The sequence below is a fragment of the Lacrimispora sp. genome (genome assembly GCF_036758025.1).
GTDB lineage: Bacteria > Bacillota > Clostridia > Lachnospirales > Lachnospiraceae > Lacrimispora.
The window spans coordinates 70,081-97,063 of sequence record NZ_DAIOXM010000004.1 but is presented as its reverse complement, the minus strand read 5'-3'; the positions used below and the strand labels follow the sequence as shown (position 1 = coordinate 97,063).

At 44.4% G+C, this 26,983-nt stretch carries 24 protein-coding genes; 18 read left to right on the top strand and 6 right to left on the bottom strand.

Features of this window, described 5'->3' with window-relative positions; translation table 11 throughout:
- Positions 1–18 precede the first annotated feature (18 nt).
- From V7M78_RS05535 to V7M78_RS05520, 4 genes are all read left to right on the top strand, one after another.
- A complete protein-coding gene (locus V7M78_RS05535) occupies positions 19–1,101 on the top strand; it encodes a polyamine ABC transporter substrate-binding protein (protein WP_333647257.1) in 1,083 nt (360 codons plus the stop codon).
- Positions 1,102–1,143: 42 nt separating this feature from the next.
- Positions 1,144–2,349 (top strand): MFS transporter, encoded by a 1,206-nt coding sequence (locus V7M78_RS05530; protein ID WP_333647255.1) that lies wholly within the window; start codon positions 1,144–1,146, stop codon positions 2,347–2,349.
- 179 nt (positions 2,350–2,528) lie between these two features.
- On the top strand, positions 2,529–4,142 hold the full coding sequence (locus tag V7M78_RS05525; protein WP_333647253.1) for an alkaline phosphatase: 1,614 nt from the start codon (positions 2,529–2,531) through the stop codon (positions 4,140–4,142).
- A 103-nt stretch (positions 4,143–4,245) separates the two neighbouring features.
- The gene (locus V7M78_RS05520) at positions 4,246–5,382 is read left to right on the top strand and encodes a YibE/F family protein (RefSeq protein WP_333647252.1); all 1,137 of its coding nucleotides are present in this window, start codon (positions 4,246–4,248) and stop codon (positions 5,380–5,382) included.
- A gap of 34 nt (positions 5,383–5,416) precedes the next feature.
- Here V7M78_RS05520 and V7M78_RS05515 read toward each other — a convergent pair whose 3' ends face one another.
- From V7M78_RS05515 to V7M78_RS05505, 3 genes are all read right to left on the bottom strand, one after another.
- A complete protein-coding gene (locus V7M78_RS05515; protein ID WP_333647250.1) occupies positions 5,417–6,604 on the bottom strand; it encodes an MBL fold metallo-hydrolase in 1,188 nt (395 codons plus the stop codon).
- Between the two features lie 4 nt (positions 6,605–6,608).
- Positions 6,609–7,304, bottom strand: coding sequence for a DUF542 domain-containing protein (locus tag V7M78_RS05510; RefSeq protein ID WP_333647248.1), 696 nt, complete (start codon positions 7,302–7,304; stop codon positions 6,609–6,611).
- A 125-nt stretch (positions 7,305–7,429) separates the two neighbouring features.
- Entirely contained in the window at positions 7,430–8,119 is a 690-nt protein-coding gene (locus V7M78_RS05505; protein WP_333647246.1) for a Crp/Fnr family transcriptional regulator, read from the bottom strand.
- Positions 8,120–8,380: 261 nt separating this feature from the next.
- On the opposite strand from V7M78_RS05505, the gene V7M78_RS05500 reads away from it, so the two are divergent.
- The 14 genes from V7M78_RS05500 to V7M78_RS05435 all read left to right on the top strand — a co-directional run bounded on the left by V7M78_RS05500 (position 8,381) and on the right by V7M78_RS05435 (position 22,095).
- Complete coding sequence (locus tag V7M78_RS05500) at positions 8,381–9,136, top strand: IclR family transcriptional regulator (protein ID WP_333647244.1); 756 nt, start codon at positions 8,381–8,383, stop codon at positions 9,134–9,136.
- 275 nt (positions 9,137–9,411) lie between these two features.
- Entirely contained in the window at positions 9,412–9,990 is a 579-nt protein-coding gene (locus V7M78_RS05495; RefSeq protein WP_333647242.1) for a hypothetical protein, read from the top strand.
- Positions 9,971–10,936 carry an ABC transporter permease gene (locus V7M78_RS05490; RefSeq protein WP_333647240.1) on the top strand — a complete coding sequence of 322 codons (966 nt, stop codon included), beginning with the start codon at positions 9,971–9,973 and terminating at the stop codon, positions 10,934–10,936. Before V7M78_RS05495 ends, V7M78_RS05490 begins: the two co-directional genes overlap by 20 nt.
- 19 nt (positions 10,937–10,955) lie before the next feature.
- Positions 10,956–11,819, top strand: coding sequence for a carbohydrate ABC transporter permease (locus V7M78_RS05485; RefSeq protein ID WP_333647238.1), 864 nt, complete (start codon positions 10,956–10,958; stop codon positions 11,817–11,819).
- 38 nt (positions 11,820–11,857) lie between these two features.
- Positions 11,858–13,966: a hypothetical protein gene (locus V7M78_RS05480; protein WP_333647236.1), complete on the top strand. Its 2,109-nt coding sequence runs from the start codon at positions 11,858–11,860 to the stop codon at positions 13,964–13,966.
- Between the two features lie 53 nt (positions 13,967–14,019).
- Complete coding sequence (locus tag V7M78_RS05475) at positions 14,020–14,571, top strand: hypothetical protein (protein WP_333647234.1); 552 nt, start codon at positions 14,020–14,022, stop codon at positions 14,569–14,571.
- Positions 14,564–15,013: a hypothetical protein gene (locus V7M78_RS05470; protein WP_333647232.1), complete on the top strand. Its 450-nt coding sequence runs from the start codon at positions 14,564–14,566 to the stop codon at positions 15,011–15,013. Before V7M78_RS05475 ends, V7M78_RS05470 begins: the two co-directional genes overlap by 8 nt.
- Before the next feature lie 15 nt (positions 15,014–15,028).
- A complete protein-coding gene (locus V7M78_RS05465; RefSeq protein WP_333647230.1) occupies positions 15,029–16,132 on the top strand; it encodes an ABC transporter ATP-binding protein in 1,104 nt (367 codons plus the stop codon).
- Positions 16,125–16,526 carry a hypothetical protein gene (locus V7M78_RS05460; RefSeq protein ID WP_333647228.1) on the top strand — a complete coding sequence of 134 codons (402 nt, stop codon included), beginning with the start codon at positions 16,125–16,127 and terminating at the stop codon, positions 16,524–16,526. The genes V7M78_RS05465 and V7M78_RS05460 overlap by 8 nt, the downstream gene beginning before the upstream one ends.
- A 7-nt stretch (positions 16,527–16,533) precedes the next feature.
- Positions 16,534–17,076, top strand: a complete 543-nt coding sequence (locus V7M78_RS05455; protein WP_333647226.1) for a hypothetical protein — start codon at positions 16,534–16,536, stop codon at positions 17,074–17,076.
- A complete protein-coding gene (locus V7M78_RS05450; protein WP_333647224.1) occupies positions 17,051–19,033 on the top strand; it encodes a DUF4962 domain-containing protein in 1,983 nt (660 codons plus the stop codon). Before V7M78_RS05455 ends, V7M78_RS05450 begins: the two co-directional genes overlap by 26 nt.
- A 21-nt stretch (positions 19,034–19,054) precedes the next feature.
- Positions 19,055–20,959: a heparinase II/III domain-containing protein gene (locus V7M78_RS05445; RefSeq protein ID WP_333647221.1), complete on the top strand. Its 1,905-nt coding sequence runs from the start codon at positions 19,055–19,057 to the stop codon at positions 20,957–20,959.
- 26 nt (positions 20,960–20,985) lie between these two features.
- Positions 20,986–21,720, top strand: a complete 735-nt coding sequence (locus V7M78_RS05440) for an SDR family NAD(P)-dependent oxidoreductase (RefSeq protein WP_333647219.1) — start codon at positions 20,986–20,988, stop codon at positions 21,718–21,720.
- 24 nt (positions 21,721–21,744) lie between these two features.
- Positions 21,745–22,095: a cupin domain-containing protein gene (locus V7M78_RS05435; RefSeq protein WP_333647217.1), complete on the top strand. Its 351-nt coding sequence runs from the start codon at positions 21,745–21,747 to the stop codon at positions 22,093–22,095.
- Positions 22,096–22,407: 312 nt separating this feature from the next.
- Here V7M78_RS05435 and V7M78_RS05430 read toward each other — a convergent pair whose 3' ends face one another.
- From V7M78_RS05430 to V7M78_RS05420, 3 genes are read right to left on the bottom strand one after another with little or no spacing between them, the layout of a single operon-like run.
- The gene (locus tag V7M78_RS05430) at positions 22,408–23,523 is read right to left on the bottom strand and encodes a glycoside hydrolase family 88/105 protein (RefSeq protein WP_333647215.1); all 1,116 of its coding nucleotides are present in this window, start codon (positions 23,521–23,523) and stop codon (positions 22,408–22,410) included.
- Position 23,524: 1 nt separating this feature from the next.
- Positions 23,525–25,051, bottom strand: a complete 1,527-nt coding sequence (locus V7M78_RS05425; protein WP_333647213.1) for a response regulator transcription factor — start codon at positions 25,049–25,051, stop codon at positions 23,525–23,527.
- The gene (locus V7M78_RS05420) at positions 25,045–26,826 is read right to left on the bottom strand and encodes a sensor histidine kinase (RefSeq protein WP_333647211.1); all 1,782 of its coding nucleotides are present in this window, start codon (positions 26,824–26,826) and stop codon (positions 25,045–25,047) included. The genes V7M78_RS05425 and V7M78_RS05420 overlap by 7 nt, the downstream gene beginning before the upstream one ends.
- Positions 26,827–26,983 lie beyond the last annotated feature (157 nt).

Below are 26,983 nucleotides of genomic sequence, written 5' to 3'. Positions count from 1 at the left end.
AAAAAGGAGAATGCTACTATGAAAAAATCTATGATAAAAATTGCTTCCTCTTTGCTGCTTGTCAGCCTTCTTGCAGGCTGCGGCGCCTCCAATGGCTCCGGCCAGAGTTCTGACCAGTCAAAGAAAGAGGCAGGACAGCTGAACCTCTATACCTGGGAGGGAATGTTTCCCCAGGAGGTGTTAGACGGATTTGAAAAAGAGACAGGAATCAAAATCAATTATTCCAATTACGACTTCGGTGAAACCATGCTCACCAAGCTTCAGGCAGCAAAGGGCGGTGAATACGACCTTGTGATCACCGATGACTATATTGTGGAAACGGTCATTGCCGAGGGGCTGGCTCAGAAGCTGGATAAGAGCAAACTCCCCAGCATCGGCAATGTGAACCCCGTTTTCCAGGGACAGTTCTTTGATCCCAGTGATGAATATACTGTGCCTTACGGTGCCGGTGTGCAGACCATTGTATACAACCCGGCGGCAGTTGATCTTCCTATAACCGGATATGCCGATTTATGGGATTCTTCTTTAAAGGACAGCTTAGGAATTGTAGCAAATTACCGGGTTATCAACGGCATGGCCCTTAAGGTTCTGGGTGAAAGCTATAATACAGAGGATATGGATAAAATCCAGGCAGCAGGAGATAAGCTTCTGGAGCTGGCGCCAAACATCCGTCTGATCAAAGATGATAACCTTCAAGATGACCTGATTTCCGGAGAAATCAATGCAGCCATCATGTACACCTCTCAGGTGACCCAGGCCAAGATGGCAAATCCTGAGCTGGAAGTGGTATTTCCGACAGAGGGAATCGGCCTTGGAATCATGCCTTCCTTTATCCCCTCCCAGGCTCCCAATCCGGATGCAGCCTACAGTTTTCTGGAATACGTGCTCAAGCCTGAAAATGCGGCTAAATGCTTTGAGTGGCTGGGATATTACAGCACCAACAAGGCTGCCGACGGACTCATTGCTGAGGAATACCGGGATTTCCTCACCCTTCCTGCTGACTTCAGCGGTGATACGGAAATGATCCAGAACATCAGTTCAGAAGCCCAGGATCTTCATGCCAAGGTCTGGACTGAGTTTAAAACTGCCTGCGGACAATAAAACAACGAAATGCAGGCAGCCCGGATTTTTCACGGAGGACCCATGGAAAACTGGAAAGCAAAATTTATATTTCTGGGGATTGGGCAGGCAGTATCCATGCTGACCAGCTCAATCCTCCAGATATCAATCGTATGGTATTTAACTCAAAAAACAGGCTCACCTGCCATTGTAACCATGTCTACCCTGGCCGGGTACCTGCCCAGGGCTGTATTAGGGCTCTTTACAGGAACCTTCATTGACCGGTTCAACAGGAAAAAGATCATTATGTTCTCCGATCTCATCATTGCCCTGGCGGCTTTATCCCTTGGACTTGTGGCTTTTTTGGGAGAGATTCCGGTGTGGCTGATCTTTGTCATGCTGTGTGTCCGTTCCATGGGTGCGGCGTTTCATACCCCTTCCTTTAATGCAGTGGTTCCCTCCATTGTTCCCAAGGAGCAGCTGGCCCGCTGTGCAGGCATTACCCAGGGCTTTGAATCCGTATCTCTCATCCTCAGCCCTGCCATAGCCGCTGTGCTGTTTGGCCTGTGGAATTTAAGCTCCATCATATTTTTAGATGTGGTAGGAGCGCTGATTGCCATTTCTATTGTATGGATTCTTCCTATACCGGGCCATGGAGGGGAGGAAGAGGGAAAGTCCCTGCACATCTGGCAGGATACAAAGGAGGGGTTTAAAGTCCTTCGCAGGCAGAAGGGATTGATGGCGATTATGGTCATCAGCACCATGTATGCATTTATTTACTTCCCCATTGGTTCCCTGTATCCTCTGATTACCATGACTTACTTTGGAGGAACCGTAGCAGAGTCCAGCGTGGTGGAAATCATCTTTTCCGGCGGAACCCTGGTGGGGGCCCTCATCCTTGGAATCGTGGGAAATAAGGTGAACAAGGTCTACGCAATCACCGCTTCCATCGGTATTTACGGAGTGGGAGTCATGCTGTCCGGCTTGCTGCCTCCCAGCGGTTTAAAACTGTTTGTTATTCTGTCGGGCATTATGGGATTTACCCTTCCCTTTTTCTACGGGCTTCGGACTGCCATCTTTCAAAGCAGTGTGCCGGGAGAATATTTAGGCAGAGTCCTTTCCCTGGCCTACAGTGTAAGCCTGTTTGCCGCCCCTTTAGGACTTTTGCTGGGAGGAACCGTTTCGGAATTAATAGGAGTCAATTACTGCTTTTTTATCTGCGGCATTTTGTCCATAGGGCTTGCCTCTGCTATGATGATTACCCCTTCTGTGCGAAGCATCAGGGTGTGATTAAAAATCTCCAGTCAACAGGAGCTGTACTCCTGCAGGCTGGAGGTTTTTTTTGATTAAGGGAAGCTTCTGTCAAATTTGCGGCAGGTCTTTACACAAAATTTATAGTGCCTTGGTTTCAACTTTACATTGAATCTGTATAATGAAAATTGGAATTAACAAAAAATGGAGGGACACCGATGTTAAAAAAATTGAAATCAGCAAAGAAAGCAACCGTACTTTTATTTAGCACAGCATTGGTAACATCGACTCTTGGGGCATGTTCAGCCAGTGGGACTACACAGGCCCAGGCGCAGCCGCAGACAACCCAGACGCAGGTACAGTCAACCCAGCCAGAAGCCGCAGAAGAGCAGGAAGTAAAAGAACCTAAATACATCTTTATGTTTATTGGTGACGGCATGTCAGCCGTACAAGTGAATTCCGCCCAAATCTACGGGGGAACCAATAAGCATAATCAAATGGCCTTGGATAAAATGAACTTCCAGGGATTTGAGGCAGTGGGATATCAGACTACCCAGGATGCCACTTCCTTTGCCCCGGACTCCGCTTCCACAGCCACCTCTCTTTCATCAGGCTTTAAGACATGGAGCGGTACCATTGGTTTAAAACCGGTGGGAGATAAAACTGGCAATAAGCCGGAAAATGTTGACGGCAGCCAGATTCCCCAGACCATTGCAGAAAGACTGAAAGCTGAAAAAGGCATGAAGATCGGCATTATCTCCACCGTAACCATTAATCATGCCACTCCGGCGGCCTATTATGCCCATGTGCCTTCCAGAAACGATTATTATGGAATCGCAATGCAAATGGCAGATTCCGGCTTCGATTATTTTGGCGGCGGAACAATCAGCCAGCCTACCGGTAAGGAGAAGGATCAAAAGGATGCCTATGAGATCCTGAAAGAAAAGGGTTATCAGATTGCTCAGACCAAGAAAGACATTCTGGCTCTGGACAACGGTTCCGGGAAGGTCTATGCAGTGACACCTGAGGTGCAGGACAGCGGTGCCATGCCCTATGCCATTGACAGTAAAGATGGTGATCTGGTTTTAGCTGATTTTGTGAGAAAGGGCATCGACGTGCTGGATAATGAAAAGGGCTTCTTCATGATGGCGGAATCAGGAAAAATTGACTGGGCCGGCCATGCCAATGATGCCAAAGCCAATATTGGTGATGTACTGGCCCTGGAGGAAGCCGTTCAGGTAGCCATTGATTTTGCAAAGGAGCATCCGGAAGAGACGCTGATCATTGTAACCGGCGACCATGAGACAGGCGGAATGACCATTGGTCAGGCGACCACCAATTACGACACTGCATTTCACCTGCTGGAGAACCAGAAGATATCCTATGTGGCTTTCGATGATCTGGTCAATGAGATGATTGCTGAGAACCCCGGTTTAGCCTTTTCCGATATCATGCCGGTAATTACGGAGAATTTTGGCCTTGTCAATGAGACTCCTGAGGGAGATATCAGCCGATCGGGAGAGCCCAGCTACATGACACTGGAATTGTCAGACTGGGAAACGGAGAGACTGGAAAAAGCCTTTGAAGAAACCATAGCCGCAGAGCCCACTGACAGCGAGGAGTCTGATCTGCTTTATGGCGGATACAATCCCCTTTCCGTCACCCTGACCCATATTCTCAATAATAAAGCAGGCATTGGCTGGACCTCTTATTTCCATACGGGCGTTCCGGTGCCGGTCTATGCTGCAGGAACAGGCGCACAGCTGTTCAATGGTGCATATGAAAACACAGAGGTATATGACAAGCTGGCGGCAATTACCGGACTGAAATAAACGTTCTGAACCGGCATTGCAGTATTCAATCAAACATAACAACGCCAAAACAGGGGTGAAAAAGTTTTCAGCCCTGTTTTGCGGTTTATAAGAGGAGGATGTCTTGAACAAGCTATTACATCACATCAACCGCAGAGAAGTCATTTTTATCACAGTACTTTTGATCCTTACGGCAATTCTGATCCTCCTGCCGACAGGATTTCAGAAGCAGGAATATCTTTTTACTGAGGGAGTACGGGCCAAAGTGATCTCTGTCAACAATATGGGCATACATAGCTCGGGAATTTTAAAAACAGGTGATCAAAGTGCTGTCATTGAGATAGAAACCGGTCCCCGTAAGGGGGAACGGGTACAGGCTAATAATATGCTCACCGGCAGTCTGACGGTGGATAAGTTATTTCAAAAGGGAGACACGGCCTGGGCATTGATTGGATTTGATGAAGCTGGGGAAATTAATTTTGCAAATCTGATCGATCATTATCGTGTGGATAAGGAGATTCTCTTAGTCTGCTGCTTTGCTCTTGTGATGATTCTGTTTTCCGGCTATACCGGTGTACGCACTCTGCTTTCCTTTGGATTTGCCCTGCTGAGTATCTGGAAAATTCTTATCCCAGCCCTGCTTCGGGGCTATCCTCCGCTACTGGCTGCCTTAGCAGTAGGCAATGTGCTGACCGTTTTAACCCTTCTTCTGGTGGCCGGCTTTACAAAAAAAGCGTATGCTGCCATTATCAGCGCCATGACCTGTTCCCTGGCTACCTGCCTTCTTGCAGTAGCTTTTGGAGGGAGTTTTCAGATTCACGGAGCCGTTATGGAGGGAGCCGAATCTCTGTTATATGCAGGTTTCATGAATCTGGAACTGACCTCTATCTTTCAGGCAGGTATTTACCTTGCCAGTACCGGAGCAATCCTGGATCTGGCCATCGATATTTCCTCGGCCTTAGAGGAAATCGTAAAAAACAGCCCGGATATCTCCCGGGCCGGACTGGTAAAATCAGGACTGACAATTGGAAAATCCGTAGTCGGCAGCCAGACCACAACGCTGCTGTTTGCGTATATGGGGGGCTATATCACGGTTATGATGGTGTATATGGCCCAGGGAACGCCGCTGATGAACATTCTCAATTCAAAGCCCATAGCGGCGGAAATCCTGCATACATTCGTGGGGTGTATCGGCCTTGTTTTGGTGTCCCCGCTCACATCACTAATTTCCGGGTTTATGTTTTGTAAGAAGGAGAAGTAATTGGCAAGCAGCCAATTACTTCTCCTTCATTTTTTTATTGGCAAAGGGCTTTGGCAACCTCTGCTGCATTGTTAAAGTCTTCTTCTTCCGGATTCCACATGCATTTGGCTTCTGTCTCTGCCACTGAAAATCCAGCTTCTGTCAGTTTCTCACGAAGAACCTTGGTGCCTTCGCCGCTCCAGCCGTAGCAGCCGAACACAGCCGCTTTCTTTCCTTTAAGCTTCAACTCCTTCAGGAAATCCAGCCAGCCTCCCACAGATGAAAGGATGTTGCCACCTACGGTAGGGGATCCAAGGGCAATGGCTTTTGACTTAAAGACCTCTGTCATAATATCGTTCTTATTTGTCTTGGAAATGTTGAAAATCTTCACTCTGGTTTCCGGTGAAATCCGTGAGATTTCAGAGCTGATTTTATGGGCGAGCTGCTTTGTCCCATCCCACATGGTATCATAGACCACAGTAATCTGATCCTCCTGATAATTCTGGGACCACTCGTAATACTTTTCCACGATCCGCAATGGATTTTCTCTCCAGATAGAGCCGTGGCTGGTGGCAATGATATCGATTGGCAGATTCAGCGCCTGTATTTCTTCGATTTTCTTCTTTACAAGAGGAGAGAAAGGAGCCAGGATATTGGCATAATACTTAAGAGCTTCTGCCCAAAGCTTGCACTGGTCGGCTTTGTCATTGAACAATTCTTCTACGGCGAAATGCTGTCCAAAGGCATCATTGGAAAATAAGATATTATCCCCTGTCAGATAAGTTGCCATGCTGTCAGGCCAGTGAAGCATTCTCATTTCAACAAAGACCAGCTTTTTGCCGTTTCCGATATCTATGGAATCTCCTGTTTTCACCACCTGATAATTCCATTCCGGATGGTGGTACTGTCCTGTCAGGGATTTCACTCCGTTTGCCGTACAGTAGATGGGAGTGCCCGGTATTTTCTCCATCAATGCAGGAAGAGAACCGCTGTGATCCACCTCTCCGTGGTTTGCAACGATGAAGTCGATTTCCTTTAAATCAATCTCTTTTTCCAGATTGTCAATGAATTGGGTGGAGTGAGGTTTCCATACTGTGTCAATAAGGACGGTCTTTTCTTCCTTTATTAAGTAAGCATTCTGGCTGGAACCGTTGTTGATGGAATAATCTGCTCCATGGAAGGATTCCAGCTCCCAATCCATAAATCCAACCCAGTAAACATTATTTTTAACAAGTTTCTTCATCTTTCTATTCCTCCTCGTATTTTTGAAATAATAGTGAATTTTCTGTAAATATATGAATGTATATATCCTTTACCAGTTCGTGAAGCTTTTGAAAAAGCAGGTGATAAGTGGGACATCCGTCTTTCGGCGGAGTAAAATCATTGGTGCAGACTGTGATTTCCTTAATCAGGTTTCCGGCTGCATCATGCTCATCCTCCAGCTCCTTCACATATCCGCTGTTTCCCTTGCTTAAATAGCTTTCCTTCATATAAGGGAAGACCAGCTTTTCTTCTTTTGCAAAATGCTCCTGAAGCTCTTTTCTCAAGTCTGAAAAAAGTCCGTGAAGGGGAACCACCTGTTCCTGATGGTGTTCGTAATGGGCCAGAAGGACCCGGTTCATCAGCTCATCACATTCCGCCAGAAGATTTCTCTCTTTTATGTGATGGGTGTCTATAATATAATCGATCAGCTCAGGGACATTCATCTTTTCCAGCCGTTCCATGGGAAGAACGTGTCCGTTATCCATCTCACCGGCTGTTTTAACAAGTTTCTTATTAAGCAGATCAATAAAGCTCTTGGAGTCAATTCCAAGCTCCTGTATGGCATCTTCTAAAAAATCTTTCCCTCCGCAGCAGTAATCGATATGAAAGTCATTGAAAATTTCCACTGCTTTTGGATAAGCCTTTACTACATCGGTAATTCTCATTTTATTTGTAATCATAATTTATCCTCCTCAAACCCCTGATATATTCCAGAACCATCTGTTCTGTTTGTAAGGCCAGTATACCTGGATCAGAGAAGAAAAAATGTGATCTAAATCATTATTTGTAGTTTTTTTGAAAAATTTCAGCTTCCATTTTCAAATATAGTTCTTAATACATCCTTATTCCGAATGAGAATCACCTTGTTTCCCTTCAGCTCAATGGCCCCGTCTGCCCGGAGTTCTCCCAGCTTCCGGCTGATGGTTTCCCTTCTGATGTTGATATAGGCGGCAATGTCATCCCTGGTCAGCTCAATGGTTTCCCCCTTGATCCGGTTGCTGCGGAATAAGAGAAAGCCGGCGATTCTGGCCTTTGCATCGTTGACGGATAACAACTGGGTCAGTTCATTGGACAGGGAAAGTTTTTCTCCTACTACCTTCAGCATTTTAATCCCGATTTCCGGCTTTTTCAAAATCAGGTCCTGAATATCGGCCAGGGAGATGAGGCATACTCCGCTTTCTTCCAGGGCAATGGCATTTGACTCCAAGTCCTTTCCTCCAAATATATTCTGCTCTCCATAGATGTCCCCTTCTGTCAGTATGTCCAGAACATACTCCTTTCCTTCCAGAGAATAGTGATTAATTTTGATTTTTCCATACCGGATGATCATAATTTTCTCCGCAGGGTCGTTTTCATGCAAAATGACATCCCCTTTTCTGTAATCCAGATGAAGGGCTCTGGATATCAATGCTTTCTGTTCCTCAATGGAAAGAGGCTGAAAAAGGGGGATTTTGGAGGTGCATAATCGGTTGCAGCAGCTGCAGTGGTGTTCCATAGGTTTCCTTTCCGGTTTTTTATGAGAAATGCAGAAAAACGGATTCCGGAGACCCGCTTTTCCTATTGTAATCAGTGTCTGTTGCTAAAAATTATACCGGACACGGATGCATTTTTCAACCGGTTTTGCGAGGTTTTGACAGAAAATGATAATAAGTAAGGCCGTAACATTGATTTACATTATTGACACTATGACAAAAACAGAATACAATCAATGTAATTATGAATTTGATTCGTATATATAAACTTTTGGAGGTATGAGATGAATCGAACCGTGGAGCGCACATTTATGATTTTGCAGCTGATCGCCAGCAGGAAAAGGGGAATCACCCTGCAGGAGATCACAAATGAAATGGGGATGGCCAAGAGCAGCGTTTTTGTCATTGTTCAGTCCTTGCTGGAACTGAACTACATTACAACACTTCGGGACAATGATAAAAAGTATTGCCTGGGAATCGAGACTTTCTCTTTGGGCATGAAATATGTAGATGAAATGAGCCTGATACAGGAATGTACTGTGAATCTGCAGCCAATAGCTGAAAAGTATAACAAAACCGCCTTTGTGGCAGTTTTAAATGGGACAAAAATCGTATACGTACATAAATACGTGGCCCAGAACGCCAGACTGGCTTCCTGTGCCATCGGAACCAGAAAGGATGCTCATGCAACCTCCCTTGGAAAGGCAATTCTGGCATTTTTACCAAAGGAAGAGCAGAGCGCAGTTTTAGATAAGATTGACTTTAAGCCCTTAACTGATTACACCATTACTTCCAAGGAAATACTGCTGGAAGAATTGAGAAAAACCAAGGAACGTGGATATTCTCTGGACCAGAGGGAATTGGAGAATATAACAAGCTGCTGCGGAGCCCCTGTTTTTGACTATACGGGAAGAGTGATAGCGGCTGTCTCCTTATCAGATATTTACAATGAAGCCATTGATAATGAGCAGGTTGCCAAAGAACTGAAAGAAGTAGCCATGCATATATCAAAAAATCTGGGATACAATCCCCATCCGTAACAGCTTCCTTCTTTATATAGATCACCAGACATGCTGCTATGCGAGAAAAATCTTAAAAAGGTATTCTCGCATTTTTCCTTTGTCTGGTTGGCTGATGATGCAAATATGTGAATTAATAATATAAAGTGCACATTTATGTTGACAAAAAATGAAATGAAATGTATAATATGCTCATATTGAAAACCTGGTTCTTATATATGAACTTTTTGAGTTTTAAGATCTCTTTAAATAGAGATCTCTCTTATTAAACAATATCATGAACGGAGTTCTTAATTATGAACAGAGAAAAAGAAATTTTTTCCTTCCGGCATTTGGATCTGCTGTTTTTTTCCGTACTTGCCGCTGTTTCAGAAGTTATGAGTTACGGGATGCTGGGATTTTGGAACAGCGGTTTTCACTTCAGCTTTTCCACGGTTCTCTGCCTGATCGCCATGATCCGCTGGGGCTGGTCCGGTATTGTGGTATCCATGATCGGAGGAATACCGGGTATCCTGTTTTCTGATATGTCCCTTTGGTCCGGGATTTTATTTTATGTCCTGTCAAATGCGCTGATAGGAATTCCCATGCTGGCTTATGGGGACCGGAACAGGGATATCATTGCCGGGGGACACGTTTTTTTACTGCTTTATATCTTTCTTTCCCATTGCAGCCTGTCTGCAGGAAAGGGAATCGCCATATTTTTGCTGACAGGGGAAATAACAGGAGCTGTGGATTATTTTGGAGCAACATTTTTTACCCTGATCATCAACATCATTGTGTGCTGTGTGCTGCAAATGCGGAACGGACTTATTTGCGATATGAGATATTATTTTACTGAGACGGAAGGAGAAGGCAATGGAAACGGAAGAAATTAAAATGCGGGAACCTCAGGCAAAAAAGATATGGAAAGCAGTGAAAAAGGATTGGCGCTTGTATGTGCTCCTGCTTCCCCTGGTGGTCTGGTTCGCGTTGTGGGCATATAAGCCCATGGGAGGACTGCTGATTGCATTTAAGAGGTTTGATCCTCAGTTTGGTGTCTGGGGCAGTGAGTTTAAGGGGATCGACAATTTTATCAATCTGGTTTCAGGGGTCAACAAGGTTGAGTTCTGGCAGGCATTCAGAAATACCTTTATCATCAGTGCCTACAGCCTTATATTCGGTTTCCCTGTACCCATTATACTGGCTCTGCTGTTTGCAGAAATCGGAAATGATACGGTCAGAAAATTGACCCAGACGGCTACATATCTTCCTCATTTCCTTTCAGAGGTTACTATTACGGGAATTGCCCTTATGCTGGTATACAGCGGTGTCCGCTCAAGCGGAATCATTGCTTCCTTGTTTCAGCATCTGGGGCTCATTGAACCGGGGATGTCCATGATGCAGAAGTCCAATTATTTCAGGCCTCTCTATATTATGGCAGGGATATGGAAGGAAAGCGGATATAATTCCATCGTTTATTTTGCGGCCATTATGGGAATTTCACCTTCCCTGTATGAGGCGTTAAAGGTAGATGGAGGAAATAAGTTCCAGGAAATCCGTTTTATCACATTTCCCGGCATGGCACCGACTCTGATTATCATGATTATTATGAGAATCGGAAGCATGCTGACCATTGGCTATGAAAGGGTTCTGCTCTTATACAATGCCAATATTTATGTGACGGCAGATGTGCTCTCCACCTTTGAACAGAGAATCGGTATTCTGGCAGGTAATTACGGAATCGGGGCTGCGGTCAGCTTGTTCAATTCGCTGATTGCCTTTGCGCTGGTCATCGGAGCCAATACCATCAGCAGAAGTATATCTGAAACATCATTGTGGTAGTCATGGAAGGGTGGAATTGATGGAGCGATTAAACAGAAGTGAAAAGATATTTAAAGTATTCTCCTATACAATGGTGATCATCTTTGCATTGCTCACCCTGTATCCGGTTTTATATGCGTTCAGCGTATCAATCAGCGGAAAGGTGGCATATGAAAGCGGCCAGATTGTTCTTTTGCCCAAAGAAGTGACCTTCCAGGCTTACGACATGGTGCTTCATAACAAGGGCTTTTGGATTGCTTATACCAATACCCTGTTTTATACCGTACTTGGAACCGCCTGGAGCATGGCTATTTCCATTACAGGCGCCTATGCGCTGCAGAAGACAAAGCTGATGTTCAGAAGGCAGTGGAACTTTTTACTGGTATTTACCATGTGGTTCAGTGCCGGTATGATCCCGTTGTATTTAAATTATAAGACCATGCATGTAGATAACCGGTGGGGAATGATTGTTGCATTCGGAATTCAGGCTTATAACATCATCCTTCTCAGAAATTATTTCAGCAGCATTCCCAAGGAAATCGAAGAAGCGGCCATTGTGGACGGAGCCAATGAATTTCAGATGCTGGGGAAGGTCTACATACCCATGTCCACGGCCAGCATTGCAACCGTAACTTTATTTTATGCCATTTCCAGATGGAACGGCTATTACTGGTCAAAGATGCTGCTGGCAAATCCCTATGAGCAGCCTCTGCAGGTGTATTTAAGGCAGTTAATTGAAAATTATCAGAAACTATATGATGAATCTCCGGTTAACTTAACCTATTCTGCAGACAGTCTGGCTTATGCCATTATCATATGTTCGATCATACCTGTGTTAGTTATTTACCCGTATATTCAGAAATACTTTGCAAAAGGTGTGAATGTAGGCGGTGTAAAAGGATAAATGTATTTATTCGCCATAAGGCAGAAGGAGGATTTTTTATGAGAAACAAAGTAGCAGGGGGTATTCTGTGTGCCGCGATGCTGGCATCGTTGTTATCCGGATGCGGTTCTTCCATCGTGGATCAGGCAGCAACCAAGGAAACCGCAGAAACCGCAGAAATAGTGCAGCAGACAGAAGAGGCAGCAGGTGATAAGACCGATTTATCAGAAGTGGTTCCGTTAAAGTTCAATATTGCAACCGGAAACAAATCAAGAACCATGACTTATAATCAGGAGTCTCCATTGACCCTGCCGGACGGTACGGTGGTTACCGCCGGTATGCTCAAACCAATGTGGTCCTATGTGGAAAAGGAATTAAACAGCAAGTTTTCTGATGTGACCATACAGGATGTGAAAGCAAATGATATGATCCAGACGGAATCTACTTCCAACTTTTCAGGAGCCAATATTTTCGGAGGCGAGTCAATTGCAGAGCGTCTCATGTTTTACGGAACAGAAGGTAAGTTTGTGAACCTGACCGAGAGAATGGAAGCAGGCTATATGCCGAATTTCAAAGACTATCTGTCAAAAAACCCGGATGTTAAATCTGCTGTTACGGCTTACGACGGAAACATTTACCATGTGCCTTATATTGCCGAGCTGAATCAGATCGCAAGAACCTTTGTTATCCGGGAATCCTGGGTGACTGGACTATTGGATGCAGAAGGTGCTGCTTATGATCAGAGTTCCTATGATGTGCACTACAACGGCTTTTATGTGGAAGGAAACCGCAGAACCGGAGAAAACGGTGGAACCGTTACTCCTAAGATCGGAATTGACATTGTAAAGAAAACAGACCAGAGCATCATTGAAATCCAGAATGCACTGGAAGTAAAAAATGGAGAAACCCTGACAAAGGCGCTGATCCAGTATATTGCAGACAATTATGATTATGAGAATCCATCTCAATTATTCCTTGGAGAGGCCGCTGCCTACGACATTGATGAGATGATTGCCCTGATGCGCTGTATTAAGGCCAATCCAGCTCTGCTGACAGAAGGAAAGGCCTCCGCCGTATGGCCTCTCTTTGTCAGACAGTCCAACTACCGTGAGGATTTACTCCGGCTGTCTACATACTTTGACGGTGTAAAGGTCCATGGAGCAGATTCCTATGGAGCCAGATGGTATATTGATGAAAATGGCGATGTACAGTACACCTATTCTGAGGAAGGCGTTTACAATGTTTTACAGTATTTATCCATGATGGAAGCGGAGGGACTGATCTATTCCGACGCCTATGACCTGACTGAAAAGACCAATTATCGTTCTACCTTATGGGGAACTGACACTGGAGAAGCACCTTCCTTTGGATTTATGACTTACGACTGGATTGCTTCTTCCACCGCTGATTCCTTAAATCCTGATACCGTTGTGATTCTGCCTCCGGTTGCCAACGTAAATGGCGCATGGCAGTATTATCTGGATAACGGAAGAGCCATCAAGCCTGACGGCTGGGCGATTTCTGTAGCAGGCTCCACAGAAGCGGAGATTCAGAGAGCTTGTGCGGTTATGGATTACTTCTTTACAAAGGAAGGAAGCGTACTGCAGAATTACGGATTACCCATCAATCTGGAGTCTGGCAAAACATATGAAGGACCGGATGGAATTCAGTATCCGCTGTTTACCCCATGGGTATATGAAACCTCAAATAACGTGGCAAAAGGAGATTTATCTACCTTCTTAAGAGACTGGATGGGCTGCCTCATTCCCATCGGATACCAGAAGGAAATCGGTTTTGAATATCAGTATACCTCTGAACGGGGATTTGAAGGCTGGGCTCTTCTGCAAAATTCAACAACCAACTTTGCAACTTATGCAGGAAAAGGAATCACAGGGGATAACCCCAATTACTATAAGATGGTGCCTCCGGTGTTCTCCCTGACTTCCAGGCAGAAGGAAACCATATCAGATACAACCTCCCTGGATACGGATGATATTGTAGAGTACATGTTTAACATTGTCCGCTATCAGGCAAAGGGCAATGCGCCTCAGGGGGCAGAAGTAGCAGGAAGCTATGAAGAATATGCAGCAAAATTCAATGAGCGGGGCCTTGGCATTTATGAAGAAACATATCAGGCAGCTTATGATGTAATGACAGCGGATAAATAGCAGTAAAGTCGGGGGAGGGGAAATTCTCCTCCCCTATAAAGAGGTGGGAGCGGATGATGCAGAAGTGCTTAAAAACTCAAAGATTGGCAGCATGGCTACATGCCGGAATCGCAGTAGCTGTGTTCCTATATGCTCTTTGCTTTATGACAGAGTATAAAGACTTATTCGGACTTAAATTAAAGCAGAATGCCCAGATTTCCTTTTTCCATGATTCCATCCTCCAGGTATTTAACAAACAGATCTTTGCATTTGCAGTATTTGGGGTTCTCGTTCTTTTGCTTTCCTTTCTGCTGGAGACATTCAGAAAGATACCCGATAAATTTGCATTGATCATCATGGAGCTGTCGCTGATTGCCTGCTGTTTATGCTGTGCCTATGCCCTGTTTAATCTCCAGGCCATAGAGAACTATTACGCCGGACTGGATTTCCAATATTTAAGGCTGGAAAGTGCAGGCGATTATGAGCCTCATTTCACCACCTTCCGGGTAGGTACGGGAATCTATATCGCCAACATAATCTGCAGCCTTTATTATGGCTTTGTCATTTGCCGAAGCCATGTTAAATTCCTGAATAATCAGAAAAAGGGAGGCACAAGGAATGGATAGCCGATCACTTGAAAAGGAAAAAAAGGCATACGTATCACTTTATAAAAAGAATGTGCTGCCGTATTCCATGATTCTATGCTCCATATTGGCTGAGCTGGTTTACGTGATCATGATTCTTGATGTAATGCCAGTCAGCTACCTGATGGGAATTACGGTAATGGTCAACATTATGATTTTATTTGCCCTCTTTACCTGCGCCATGAAGGTCAGTGTTTATCATAGAAACTGGGCTGTCATCGCTGTTTTTCTGGGTATTTATATGCTGGTCCGCATGTCCGTACTGGTGCCTCTCATATTAAAGCCCTATGGCAGGCAGGCCGGGATCGGAGCCGCAAACATTGTGGGAGGAATCATATTACTGGCAGCCGGTTTAATCAGCTTAAAGAATACAGACAGAAGACAGCGGCTGCTGGAACAGTTAAATCAGTTAAATGCCGGCTAGGATGAGGTGAAAGGTATGGGGAAACTCCTGTTTAAAAATATAAGTAAAGTATATGCAAATGGATTCCGCGCAGTCGATCACTTTAACCTGGAGGTTGAGGACGGAGAATTTATTGTTTTTGTAGGCCCCTCAGGCTGCGGAAAATCAACGGTTCTCCGCATGATTGCAGGATTGGAGCAGATATCCGAAGGGGAATTGATCCTGGAGGATAAGGTAATCAATAAATGCCCTCCCGTAGAACGGGATATCGCAGTGGTGTTCCAGGATTATGCCTTATATGGCAACATGTCTGTCTATGACAATGTGGGAATGAGCCTGCGTGTCAGACATGAAAGGGATACGGTTATATATGATAAGGTGAAGGAAGCCTCCGGAATTTTAGGTTTGGAAAGCCTTCTGAACCGTTTGCCGGGGCAATTATCCGGAGGACAGAAGCAGAGGGTGGCCCTTGCCAGGTCAGTGGTGAGAAAACCCAAGGTATTTCTCATGGATGAGCCTCTGTCAAACCTGGATGCAAAGCTGAGGACCAGCACAAGAGCTGAGATCGTCAGGCTTCAGAGAGAATTGAAGGTAACAACCATTTATGTCACTCATGACCAGACGGAAGCCATGACAATGGCAGACCGTATGGTAGTTTTAAAAGATGGGATTATCCAGCAGGTGGGCACTCCCAATGAGATTTATTATAAACCCTGTAATTTATTTGTGGCCGGTTTTATCGGAGCGCCTCAGATGAATTTCATGGAAGGAACGGTTGAGGGAAACCGGTTTGTGTTTGGTTCCCATTCCCTTTCTCTGCCGGAAAAGGCCGCGGATTCTTTAAAAGCATATTCCGGTAAAAGGCTCATATTGGGGATCAGGCCGGAGCAGTTTTCCGTTTCTGATGGAGCAGAGGAAAATACCATTACAGGTGAGCTGGAAAATAAAGAGTTCTTGGGAAATTATTATATTTTATATGTAAGAATTGGGGAAACAGTTCTGGCATGCCAGATTGAGAGTATAGAAGACCGGTTTGATAATCAGGTCAATATTCGTTTTGAAATGGAACACCTCTACTTTTTTGATAAGGAAACAACAGAGTTAGTGCTGTATGCAAAGGCGGGCGAAAACGATGAATAAACAGTTAACCGGTATAGGGAAAGCGGTCATCGCGATTGTTTCAATCGCACATCTGATTTTTACCAATATTCATGTAAAGGCATTGCTTCTCCTGGAACATGAGATGTGTGGTTTTGTGATGTTTTTATTCGTCCTCATGGGGCTGGTTGCTCTGTTTGAGTCAACCCGCATTAAGAAAAATGAGAAGGCAGAACGGATTTTTACAGCCCTCATATGCTTTATAGCGGCGGGATTGGGATTATACCTGGTTGCTATTTACCGGAATGCAATTTCCGTGCAGCGTTCCCTTGATGTGAATGTGGTAAGGAATGCGGTGACTTTCAGTATTGGGATCATTTTGGCTTATGTAGTTTCCGGTATTTTGATGATTGCCGGCTTAATAAAGAACAGGTGATGGAAGTATGTTGAACAGAGAAAAGAAGTATGGAAAAAAGAAAATTTCGGACAATGTCAAGGCTGGAATATTCCGGTGGTGGATTGCAGGTATGTGCTACTTCTTTATTGGATTCGGCACACAGGCAGGAGGCTTTGCCGACCCGTTAGACCTGATTTTTTTCCTGGGCCTGGGTCTGGGGCTTGCAACCTTGTTTCTTTACAACCCAGTGGCCTACCGGATGTTTGATATCGTAAGGAATGGAAGAATTTACAACCAGTCTTATTTTGAACGGAGCGGATGGCAGAATGCCGTGTTCAAGCTGACTGAAATTCTGAAAAATATGGTTCTTGTATTTTTTGTCTATATGACTTACCAATGTGTAAATCTGCTGCTGGAGAATCTGCTCCATCTTCCCAAAGGAACCATTATCATCCCGGGAGAGCCCATTGGCTTTGCTGCAATTTACATTATCTATTATCATCTGCTGACAAAATTGGCGGATAAAGCGGCACAAATGAAGGAGAAAGGGAGAATAAAGCAGGATGAGCAGTCTGGTATTTATCGGTGATTTAAAGCCTTATAAGGAACAGATTAATGGAGCTAGGAAAAAGCAGTATCAAAGGCTTCTTGAGCAGTCTGACCGGTATGCGTCCTTTCAACTGCCTGCACAGCATCCCAAAGAGAGCACCACTTATATGGGAATTGCAATCATGAACCTTGCCCTGGCCTACCGCCTCAGTGAAGAGGAGAAATATTTATCCGAGGCAAAACGGTTCATGGAAGCGGTACTGTCTTATGAAAAATGGGGAAACGCCCATCTGGTAAATGTGGATTTATCTGCTTCCTGGATATTATTCGGGCTGTCCCTGGGATACGACTGGCTGAAACCATATTTAAACGAAGAAGAAAAAGAACGGATTTCGGCTAAGATCAAACATCATGGGGATATCATGTATCAGTACAAGCTGGATACATATGGACATGGCTGGTCCACCAATTACTACCAGAACCACAACTGGATCAATATGACCGGTCTGGCAGCAGCCGGATATGCCCTTTCAGAAGACGAGGAAAGGGCGGACCGGTATAGGTCAGAAGCGAAAAAGAACTTTTCCAGAGTGTTTTCGCTGCTGGCTGATGACGGTTCCAATTATGAGGGTGTTCCGTATTGGAGATACGGAGGCATGTGGCTGTTTGTATATGCCCATCTCCTTAAGGTTCAGGAAGGAATCGATTATTTTCAGACCAGCGGTTATTTGAAGAATACCTTTTATTACCGTCTGTATCAATCCTGCGGCGATCTTGAGCAGCAGATGAATTTTGGAGACAGCCATGACCGCCACAGCGGACATGTTCCCTGTGTCTACTATAAAACGGCTGCTGAATATCAGGATGGGTTTGCCCAGACCTTTGGAAATCTGGTTCTTGATGAATTTCTGGAAGCCGAAGCCCGAGAAAGCAAAATCAAGCCGGGCATTTTGCCGGAAGCGGCATTTGAATTTTTATGGTATGACCCTGAGGTTTTGGAAAAACAGCTTTCCCATCTTCCTAAAGTGAGATTTTTTGAAGATTTGGGCCTTTTGTATATGAGGGAGGACTGGAGCAGAAGCAGTAAGGTGCTGACCATAAAATGCGGCTGCCCCGGAGGCAGAAAGCAATGGGTCAATGGCTGGGATTTATACCGTAAGGAGGGTGTGGAATGTCTTTCCCTTTCCCACCATCATCCCGATAACCTTTCCTATATATTTGCAAGGGGAAGTGAATATTTAACCTGTGAAGACGGATATAACCGCAATATCATGCCCGATAACCACAATGTTATTCTGGTGGATGGCCAATACACCGATGCAGCCGATGAAAATGACATCTATGTGAGCAGTGCTCAAAAGAGGCTGGAGAAAGACCCTTTATATCCCATAGAGGAAACATACAAGGGAGAAGTGGTTCACCTTGAGCTGGGCGGTTCCATGGTCATTTATAAAGGGGACACCTCAGGGATATACCCGGAAGAGCTTGCCATGAAGGAAGTGAGCCGCCTGTTATTTACGGATCAGTTATCCTTTTTCCTGTTTGTGGACGTGTGTGTATCTGAAAAAGAGCATATCTACCGCATTATTTCCAATACGGATATGCCCGCCAGAAAGCAGAGCGGTCACCAATATAAATATCCCATGGAAACAGGAGACATGACATATACGGTATTTTCAGATCACGAAATCTGCTCAGACCAGTATACCCAGGAAGTAGTCAGCGTGATGACAACCCAGGAGCCGGACAAAGTCTGCAAGGTTTCTATTAATACTCTGGCATTTCAATCAGCTTCTCCGGTTAAAAAGCAGATGTTCGTTGAATGCTTTACCTTTGATGAAGTCCATACGGAAATTTCATATGAAGGAAATGAGCTTTTTATCAGGTGCAGAGAAAAGGAATACCGGCTGACTTTTGGTGATGAAATGTCTGAGATCACCATAGAAGCCCCCGGTGAAAATGGGGAGAGAAAGATATATCGGATTCCATCATGTTGAGGAAAAAAGTGAGGAAAGAAAATGAAGTATGTAAATGATAGCTTTTACCGGCTGATCAATGAGGAGGCCGAAAACCGGGAACTGGTACAGGAAATGAAAAAGGAAGTAGACGAATTTCTTCCCTTTTTTTCAGATTCCCCGGACCGGTTAAGCAGGTGGGGGCATTATTACTTCTGTGATGATGACGGAGGAAGGCTGATTTTTGATTTAAATTCCCCTCATAAGCACCTGTGTGAGGTGTGCGGAAAAGTATTTGAGGATGAGGTTCTGGATGGGGTGTGGGTTTATTTTTACCGGAATAAAGCGGTGATTATGGCCCTGGTATCTGCATTTATTTATAAAGCTACAAAGGAAAAGAAGTATTTTGATTATTCCGTGTCAGTGATGGAGTTTTACGCCAGACATTATAAGGAGTTTCCCTTACATAACAAAGAAAACCTGACCGGAGATTCCTATGATACCATGCCCTGGGGCTGCGGAAGGATGATGCCTCAAGGCCTTAATGAATCCATTGTTGCCATACGCTTTGTCCAGGCCATTGAGATTTTAAGAGATGAACTGAGCCAGGAATTTCTTGATTTGATGTATCACAATATGTTCCGGGAAATGTATTCTCTGCTGGCCCCTCAGGCCACCAGAATCCATAATATAAGCTGCTGGAACCTGTCTGCCATCGGTGTCATGGGACTGGCATTCCAGGATCAGGAGATGATCGATTTTGCATTCAGCAGTGAGTATAATATCAGAAAACAGCTGGAAACAGGTGTAACAAAGGATTATTTCTGGTATGAGGGCTCTATCCATTATAATTTCTTTTTGCTGGAAGGCGTTGCGTACCTGTTTTTGTTCAGCAGGATTTACGATTATGACTTTGGCAAAACAGGAACTGAGATTTTACAGAATATGTTTGTACAGGCATACAACTATGCATTTGACAATCATTTTCTCCCCAATCCCAACGATGGCTGGCCTAATTTAAATCTGCGAACTTTCAGCTATATCTACCATACGGTTGCCAGGGCTATGGGAGAGGACAGCCCAGTGGCCAACCTTTTGAAAAATATTGAAGCATCGGATTCGGTTCGCACGGCTTTGCCCTTGTCAGAGCCGTATTACTGCAACAACAGGGTTTGTTTGGAGCAGCTTTTGTTTAACATTGATTTTGATTACGGGAAATACACCCCGGTAAAACAGAAGTCACATAACTTCCCCAAATCCAACTATGTGATTTTAAGAAATAATACATGGAATGGGTTCATGAAATATGGGTTAAACGGCAAATCCCATGCCCATCCGGACATTATGAATGTGGAGCTGATGTGCGGGGATCACAGAATATCCAGAGATTTATCCAATGCAGGATACCGGGCCCGCCTTTGCAATGAATGGCACAGAAAAACCCTGTCCCATAATACTGTCTGCTGGAACGGAAAGGACATTACCTCTGTAAGTCCCGGGGAATGCCTGTATTATGATGAAAATAAGGTCACTGCCACAGCCAGGGATGTCTATGAAGGGATTCACTATACCAGGACAATAGAGATCACGGAGGATTCCTTCCTTGATGATTTCCGGGTGGAAAGCGAAAAGGATGGAGTGTTTGACTATGTTTTCCATCTGGAATCCGATCTTCACCTGGAACATGACCTGGAGCTGGAGGATGGGGACCTGGGATTTAAGGAAAACGGCTTTCAGCATATCCTTGAAACCAAACGGGTGAAAACAAAAGAGAATCAGGCCGTGCTCCATGTCAGGGCAGAAGATGCAGCATGGAGCATATGGATTGACCTTGCAGAGAACCACCAGCTATACCTGCTAAAGACCATGGACAATCCGGTCAATCAAAGGAGAAATACGATTTTACTCAGGAGCGCAGAAACTTCTCCCCATTATCATTTGAAAATAATGCTGGAGACAAAACAATAAAGAAAGCTGAGAAAAGGAGATTAAACATGAGAGCAGTAATCACAGGAGGAACAAGCGGAATTGGCTTAAGTGCAGCAATAGAGCTGGGAAAGGCCGGTTACGAAATTATTATTACCGGAATCAGCCAGGAGGATGCAAAAACAGCACTGGAAACATTGGAGAACCATGGGATAAAGAGCCAGTTCATTTATGCGGATTCCATGAAAGAAGAAGATGTCAACCTCTGCTTTGAAAAGATTGCCCAGACATATGATTCCATCGATGTGCTGGTGAACAACGTGGGAGGACTTGGAGGAAGACAGCGTTTTGAAGAGATGGAAACCTCTTTTATGAGAAGGGTGATGGCTCTCAACTTTGACAGCGCATTTTTTGCAAGCCGCGCGGCTATTCCTCTGTTAAAAAAGGGAAAAAATCCATCCATCATTAACTACAGCACCATTGCTGTTACCTCCGGCGGCGGACCGGGCGCAGGAATCTATGCGGCAAGCAAGGCAGCCATTGAAGGGCTTACACGTGCGCTGGCAAAAGACCTTGCAGATTATGGAATCCGCGTCAATGCCGTATCACCGGGCACCATTGACACAGCATTCCACTCTGCCACAAAACGTGAGATTCTGGACTCCTGGAAGGAAGGAATTCTCATGAAACGCCTTGGAGAACCGTCAGAGGTAGCTTCCGTTATCGGATTCCTTGTTTCTGAAAAAGCCTCCTTTATTACAGGAGAGGTAATCCAGATCAATGGCGGACAGGTGTTCATTTAATTAGCTATAGAAAGGAAACGGAAAATGGTTTTAAAGTATGAAGATATAACCCCTGAGAATCCGGAGCCGGGGATCACCAGACGCATTCTTGCAAGAGGCGGCAGCATGATGGGGGTAGAGGCTTCCTTTAAAAAGGGAGCGGTCGGCAGCCTTCATAGGCATCCTCATGAGCAGGTCAGCTATATTGTATCCGGCTCCTTCCAGTATGAAGCGGATGGTGTCAAATATACACTGAAATCCGGTGACAGCTATTATGTGGAACCGGATGTGCTCCATGGTGCCACTGCATTGGAAGATTCTGTGATCCTGGATATCTTTACGCCCCAGCGGGAGGATTTTCTTGCAAGTGCAAAAGAGGCGGAAGAAGAGGTATAAGGAGTTTTAAGAAAATATTCAATTGTAAAGCATCCCGTTTTTTGCGGGATGCTTTTGCTGTGGTGCGCCCAGCGGGCGCACGTTCTAATGGGTGACAGTTGGTGATGAAACAGAAGAGACCTCATATCGTCATGCCCCATAAACATGTAATTCAGGATATAAGTGTACACATGAAATTTTTAAAGAAGCGATATGAGGAGTCGGAGGAGTCCATGGCATCTACGAACCACTGATAAGATAAACAGTGGGAGAAAAGGGACTTTGCTTTAATCCTGATTAATGGGAAGGTAAGGGATAGTATTGCAATATTGACTATTCGTTCAACGCATCGACCAGTGAGATCAGAGCTAAGGATTGTCCGTAGGCCATAGGGCGAATAGTAATGTTTTTATAATGATCTTCATCATAGCCCATCCCGGTTCCTGCAGATACATTTAACACGGTTCCGTCTTCTCCTATGTTTTTGCATACTGCCTTAACGGCCCTGTCTGCACAGTCATGATATGATTCATCAAGAATCCCCATTTTTATTCCTTTTAAAATACCACCAGCGATTGCACCCGAGCCAGATACTTCTTCGTAACTGGAAGGATCAGTGAGAACGGTATGCCATAAACCAGAAGGGGCCTGTAAGCCTATCAGAGCATTTACCTGGGCTTTAAAAGTATCTGTCAGGTAAGTGACAAGTCCCTGGTCAAGATTTCCTTCGTAGGACTCAATAAATTCCAGAATTCCATAGGTAAACCAGGAGTTTCCCCTGCACCAGAAAACTCCTCCGAAATTATTATTTAACGGAAAACTCCAACCATGATAAAATAACCCGGTGTGTTTGTCGTATAAATATTTGATATGTAATAACACCTGATGCAGAGCCTCGCCTATCCACTCCTCATTCTGGAAACGATGGCCCATTTTATTTAAAAACAAAACAGCCATGAACAATGTATCAATCCACATTTCACCATCATTTAACAGGACGCCGTCACGGTTTCCAATGGCAGTTACAACATGCTGGAAACCGCCTTCTTTTGTTTTTGGAAGTCCGGTCATCAACCAGTGAGCATGGTCCAGACACAGCTTCTCATATTTCGGGTTCTTAAGATCATCAAGTAGTTCGGCTAAAACCAGATAGGGAGCAGTCGTATTAATATTTTTACTGGGCAGTCCTTTCTTTAAATTGTTCTCAAACCAGCTGTCATAGAATTCCAGGTAGCGGTTATCTCCATAAAATCGCTGAAGCTTTAAAAGGCCATAAAGACCTACGCCCTGAGGCCAGTCCCATTCTTCGATCCCAAAGTCTCTGGCAATGATGCCGCGGCTCGCCTCTTCCTTTCCGACAGAGCGGTCATTTTCATAGTCAGCCCCTCCAAGATTCATTAGCTTGTCCATCACAAGATGGATTTTTGGCAGTAATTCTTTGTTTGTCATGTCATTCTCCTCCATTTAATTTTTTTGCATATGCGCTGGGCGTCATCCCCGTATTTTTTTTGAAAATCTGGCTGAAATACTGGGGATTATTTCCACATCCCACCTGCTGGGCAACCCATTGAATTTGTTCGGTATGGCCTTCTGCCAATAACTGCTTGGCTTTTTGGATGCGCAGGTTAGTAATGTAGTTTGAGAATTTTTGTTTTGTTTCCTTGCTGAACCGTTTGCTGACATAATCCACATTCATAAAAAGGTAATTTTCAGCGACGCATTTCAATGTAAGATTGGGATTATCCAGATGTTCTTCTACATACTGCATGACCTTTTCAATAAAAGGACTGTATCGCTGAGAATGGCTGGACGGTTCTTTTAAAACCTCGTTAAGTTTTTTGCATAACATGGTGCGGATGCCGGAAATTTCACTCTGCTGGTTTAAATCCATTAAATATTCCGTAGTGTCTATGGATGAAAGATAGCTGCTTTCCGTAGCAAATTTAATCAGAATCCGTGAACCTGCCTGCTTTAGAAAGTCAGGATTGGTGATGTCGTTTAAAATTGCAGTAAGTTCATCCAGACGTGATTTCAGCGCTGAACCGTCTGCATGAATCAAAAGTGTGGTCAGCTCTTCGATTTTGGAAATCAAATTTTTATAATTGCAGGTGGGTACCGGCTGCAGTCCATTCATAAAATAGATGATTCCGTATCGTTTGATCTTTGTAATCAGGGTTTCTAAAAGTTTTCCCAGGCCTGAAAAGGTGAATCGTTTATAATCCAGTTCCACAGATTGTGCTTTCGGATTTAAGCTTTGCATGAAGGAATCCAATGGATCATAGGAGACCTGGTATCCTTCAAAAAACAGAATCAGGGAGTTTCTTACATAGATACAGTACAATTCGATACCAGGTGCATGTTCGGCCATGTAATCGTAAATGCGGCTTAAAACAGAGATAAAATGGTCTTCTTCCAGATAGTGTAGAAAACACATTTCATAACCTGTATTATAGAAATCCATAAATCCGGAATAGGCGTTCCAGGCAAATTCTGCCGGTTCAGGCAGAAAAATCATTTCGTTGATTATATTTGCCAGAATGCTGTGGTGTAAGTTGGCAGTCAGCGCCTTCTGACGTTCTCTCAAATCCTGAAACGCCTGGCGGTGATAGTATTCCTGGATCACATCCCGCATGCTTTCCATGATTTGTTCCTCGTTGCATGGCTTGAGAAGATAATGATGGACCCGGTATTTCATCGCCTGTTTTGCATATTCAAATTCTCCAAAGCCAGACAGAAGGATAAACTGGGTATCCATATCAGCCTGGGAAATACGTTCTACCAATTCCAATCCTGACAGGCCGGGCATCCGAATGTCGGTCATAACAATGTCCGGCGATTCATCGAGAATCATATTATAGGCCTCAATGCCGTCGCGGCAGGTTCCGATCAGTTCGATACCCAGGCTGTTCCAGTCAATGAGGGAAGAAATAGACTCCCGGATCATCCGTTCATCATCAGCAATAATTAATTTCAGCATTTACGCTCTCCTTTCGTATCAGAAATGGCATGAAGCGTAGGATTGAGGGGAAAAGATAACTGGGCCACGGCCTGGTCTTCCTCATTATAGAGGGTAAGCCCGTAGTTTTCCCCATAAGTAAGTTCCATTCGCTCCAGAATATTTAAAAGACCGATTCCAAAACCATGAGGTTCAATTTTGTGTGTTTTCAGTTTCTTTAAAAGGTCGTCTTCAAAAAAGGAACTGTTATTTTTAACAGAAACAAAAAGAGTGGAACCATCGGATTCAGCTACAATCTGAATCCGGCATTCCTCTGTATTCTCCTCCAATCCATAGCGGATGGCATTTTCTACCAGTGGCTGGAGAGTCAGTTTCAGCACAGCACATCCGAAGAGATGCTGGGGAGCGGATATCTCATATTCCAGCCGGTCCTCATACCGGTATTTTTGAATTGTCATATAACATTGCACAAGCTCCAGCTCCCGGCTTAAAGGAACTTCTTTGTATTTCTGGTCCAGAGTAATGCGAAGGAGAGTGCCCAGGGATTCTGTCATGGAAGAAATATCTTTTGCCCCAATGGTCTTTGCCCTCCAGTTAATGGATTCCAGGGTGTTGTACAAAAAGTGAGGATTCATCTGGGTTTCCAGGGCTTTTAGCTGGGCTTCTTTTATAAGGATTCTATTTAAATAGTTGGTCCGGATCAGTTGGTTTACTTTATCCACCATCTGGTCAAAACAGGAGTGCAGAATGCCCAATTCATCGGTACGTTTGCTGTAATCGTAGGAAATCTGCGGAGTTTCAGTCTGTCCTGCCGCAAAGCGTTCCATTTTTAATAGCAGATTGTCGAAATGCCTTGTAATGGAGTCAATCAAAGCAGAGGAGAGCAGGATGGCCAGCCCTATGGAGACTGTAATGATTGTCAGGCAGATTTTTAAGCTGGTACGGAGGGAATCTGCGATGCTGCCATATGGAATCAGACAAACATAATCCCAGTCAAATTCCGGTATGATTCCTTTTACGTAAAAGAAGCTGTTTCCATCAGGATTTACAAGACCGTATCTGGAATGGAAAAAGTTATCAAAAAGTGGCATTTCGCTGGCTTTTAAACTGGAGGAGTTATAGATCAAGTCCTTCTGACCGTAAAGGATATAACGTGTGTCATCATAAAAGTGGCTGGTGCCGGTGGCAGCATTGATCAGCCCGTCAATATTTAAGCTGACAACAAGCGTTCCAAGAGAGTCAAGACTTAAATATTCCGACCTCCGCAGATTCTTGACCATAAACAGGCCGTATTCATCACTGTAGTCGGTAATCCAGAGAGTACGTCCCTTTGCATTTTCGCCTCTTGTGACAAGGTCCTGAGTGACAGCTTCCGGAAGAGTATTTTCCGCTGAGATATGGGTATGAATGGAGAATCGATCCTGATAAAGACTCATAAAGTTAATATTGTTTTTCCGGAAGGAAAAATAATATTCATTTAAAGTTCCGTAAAGAGCTTTGTATGCAATGGTACGGTCCTGAACTCTGGAAGAATCCTTTAAAGTCCCAAGTCCGTTTTGGATAATGGTATCAGCCAGAAACATATCGGCCATGGTGGAAACATTGTCCAGCCGGTTATTCAGCTCTTTGGCAGTATAGGATAAGGAGGAGGCCACAGATTGATAGAGCACTTTTTGGTGGGCCTTGGAAACCAGATGAATACTGAACAGAGAAACGAAGGCCAAAAGGATAATGCAAAGGAATACAATAGAATGAATCTTCTTTTTTAAAGAGAGATTTCTGATAAACTGCTTCATAAAGAACCGCCTTTCGCATACTGAACTGATGACAGCTAAATTATATATAAAACATCTCAGCAAAACAACCGGTTAAGGAAAAGAACTATTCAAATTATACAGACAACACGGTTTTTTCAACTTGGAACCCGGTTTTACTCATTTACTGGAATAATCA

Coding starts and splice junctions, on each gene's coding strand:
- V7M78_RS05535 (WP_333647257.1), top strand. CDS start 19: ATGAAAAAATCTATGATAAAAATTGCTTCCTCTTTGCTGCTTGTCAGC.
- V7M78_RS05530 (WP_333647255.1), top strand. CDS start 1,144: ATGGAAAACTGGAAAGCAAAATTTATATTTCTGGGGATTGGGCAGGCA.
- V7M78_RS05525 (WP_333647253.1), top strand. CDS start 2,529: ATGTTAAAAAAATTGAAATCAGCAAAGAAAGCAACCGTACTTTTATTT.
- V7M78_RS05515 (WP_333647250.1), bottom strand. CDS start 6,604: ATGAAGAAACTTGTTAAAAATAATGTTTACTGGGTTGGATTTATGGAT.
- V7M78_RS05510 (WP_333647248.1), bottom strand. CDS start 7,304: ATGATTACAAATAAAATGAGAATTACCGATGTAGTAAAGGCTTATCCA.
- V7M78_RS05505 (WP_333647246.1), bottom strand. CDS start 8,119: ATGGAACACCACTGCAGCTGCTGCAACCGATTATGCACCTCCAAAATC.
- V7M78_RS05500 (WP_333647244.1), top strand. CDS start 8,381: ATGAATCGAACCGTGGAGCGCACATTTATGATTTTGCAGCTGATCGCC.
- V7M78_RS05495 (WP_333647242.1), top strand. CDS start 9,412: ATGAACAGAGAAAAAGAAATTTTTTCCTTCCGGCATTTGGATCTGCTG.
- V7M78_RS05490 (WP_333647240.1), top strand. CDS start 9,971: ATGGAAACGGAAGAAATTAAAATGCGGGAACCTCAGGCAAAAAAGATA.
- V7M78_RS05485 (WP_333647238.1), top strand. CDS start 10,956: ATGGAGCGATTAAACAGAAGTGAAAAGATATTTAAAGTATTCTCCTAT.
- V7M78_RS05480 (WP_333647236.1), top strand. CDS start 11,858: ATGAGAAACAAAGTAGCAGGGGGTATTCTGTGTGCCGCGATGCTGGCA.
- V7M78_RS05475 (WP_333647234.1), top strand. CDS start 14,020: ATGATGCAGAAGTGCTTAAAAACTCAAAGATTGGCAGCATGGCTACAT.
- V7M78_RS05470 (WP_333647232.1), top strand. CDS start 14,564: ATGGATAGCCGATCACTTGAAAAGGAAAAAAAGGCATACGTATCACTT.
- V7M78_RS05465 (WP_333647230.1), top strand. CDS start 15,029: ATGGGGAAACTCCTGTTTAAAAATATAAGTAAAGTATATGCAAATGGA.
- V7M78_RS05460 (WP_333647228.1), top strand. CDS start 16,125: ATGAATAAACAGTTAACCGGTATAGGGAAAGCGGTCATCGCGATTGTT.
- V7M78_RS05455 (WP_333647226.1), top strand. CDS start 16,534: ATGTTGAACAGAGAAAAGAAGTATGGAAAAAAGAAAATTTCGGACAAT.
- V7M78_RS05450 (WP_333647224.1), top strand. CDS start 17,051: ATGAGCAGTCTGGTATTTATCGGTGATTTAAAGCCTTATAAGGAACAG.
- V7M78_RS05445 (WP_333647221.1), top strand. CDS start 19,055: ATGAAGTATGTAAATGATAGCTTTTACCGGCTGATCAATGAGGAGGCC.
- V7M78_RS05440 (WP_333647219.1), top strand. CDS start 20,986: ATGAGAGCAGTAATCACAGGAGGAACAAGCGGAATTGGCTTAAGTGCA.
- V7M78_RS05435 (WP_333647217.1), top strand. CDS start 21,745: ATGGTTTTAAAGTATGAAGATATAACCCCTGAGAATCCGGAGCCGGGG.
- V7M78_RS05430 (WP_333647215.1), bottom strand. CDS start 23,523: ATGACAAACAAAGAATTACTGCCAAAAATCCATCTTGTGATGGACAAG.
- V7M78_RS05425 (WP_333647213.1), bottom strand. CDS start 25,051: ATGCTGAAATTAATTATTGCTGATGATGAACGGATGATCCGGGAGTCT.
- V7M78_RS05420 (WP_333647211.1), bottom strand. CDS start 26,826: ATGAAGCAGTTTATCAGAAATCTCTCTTTAAAAAAGAAGATTCATTCT.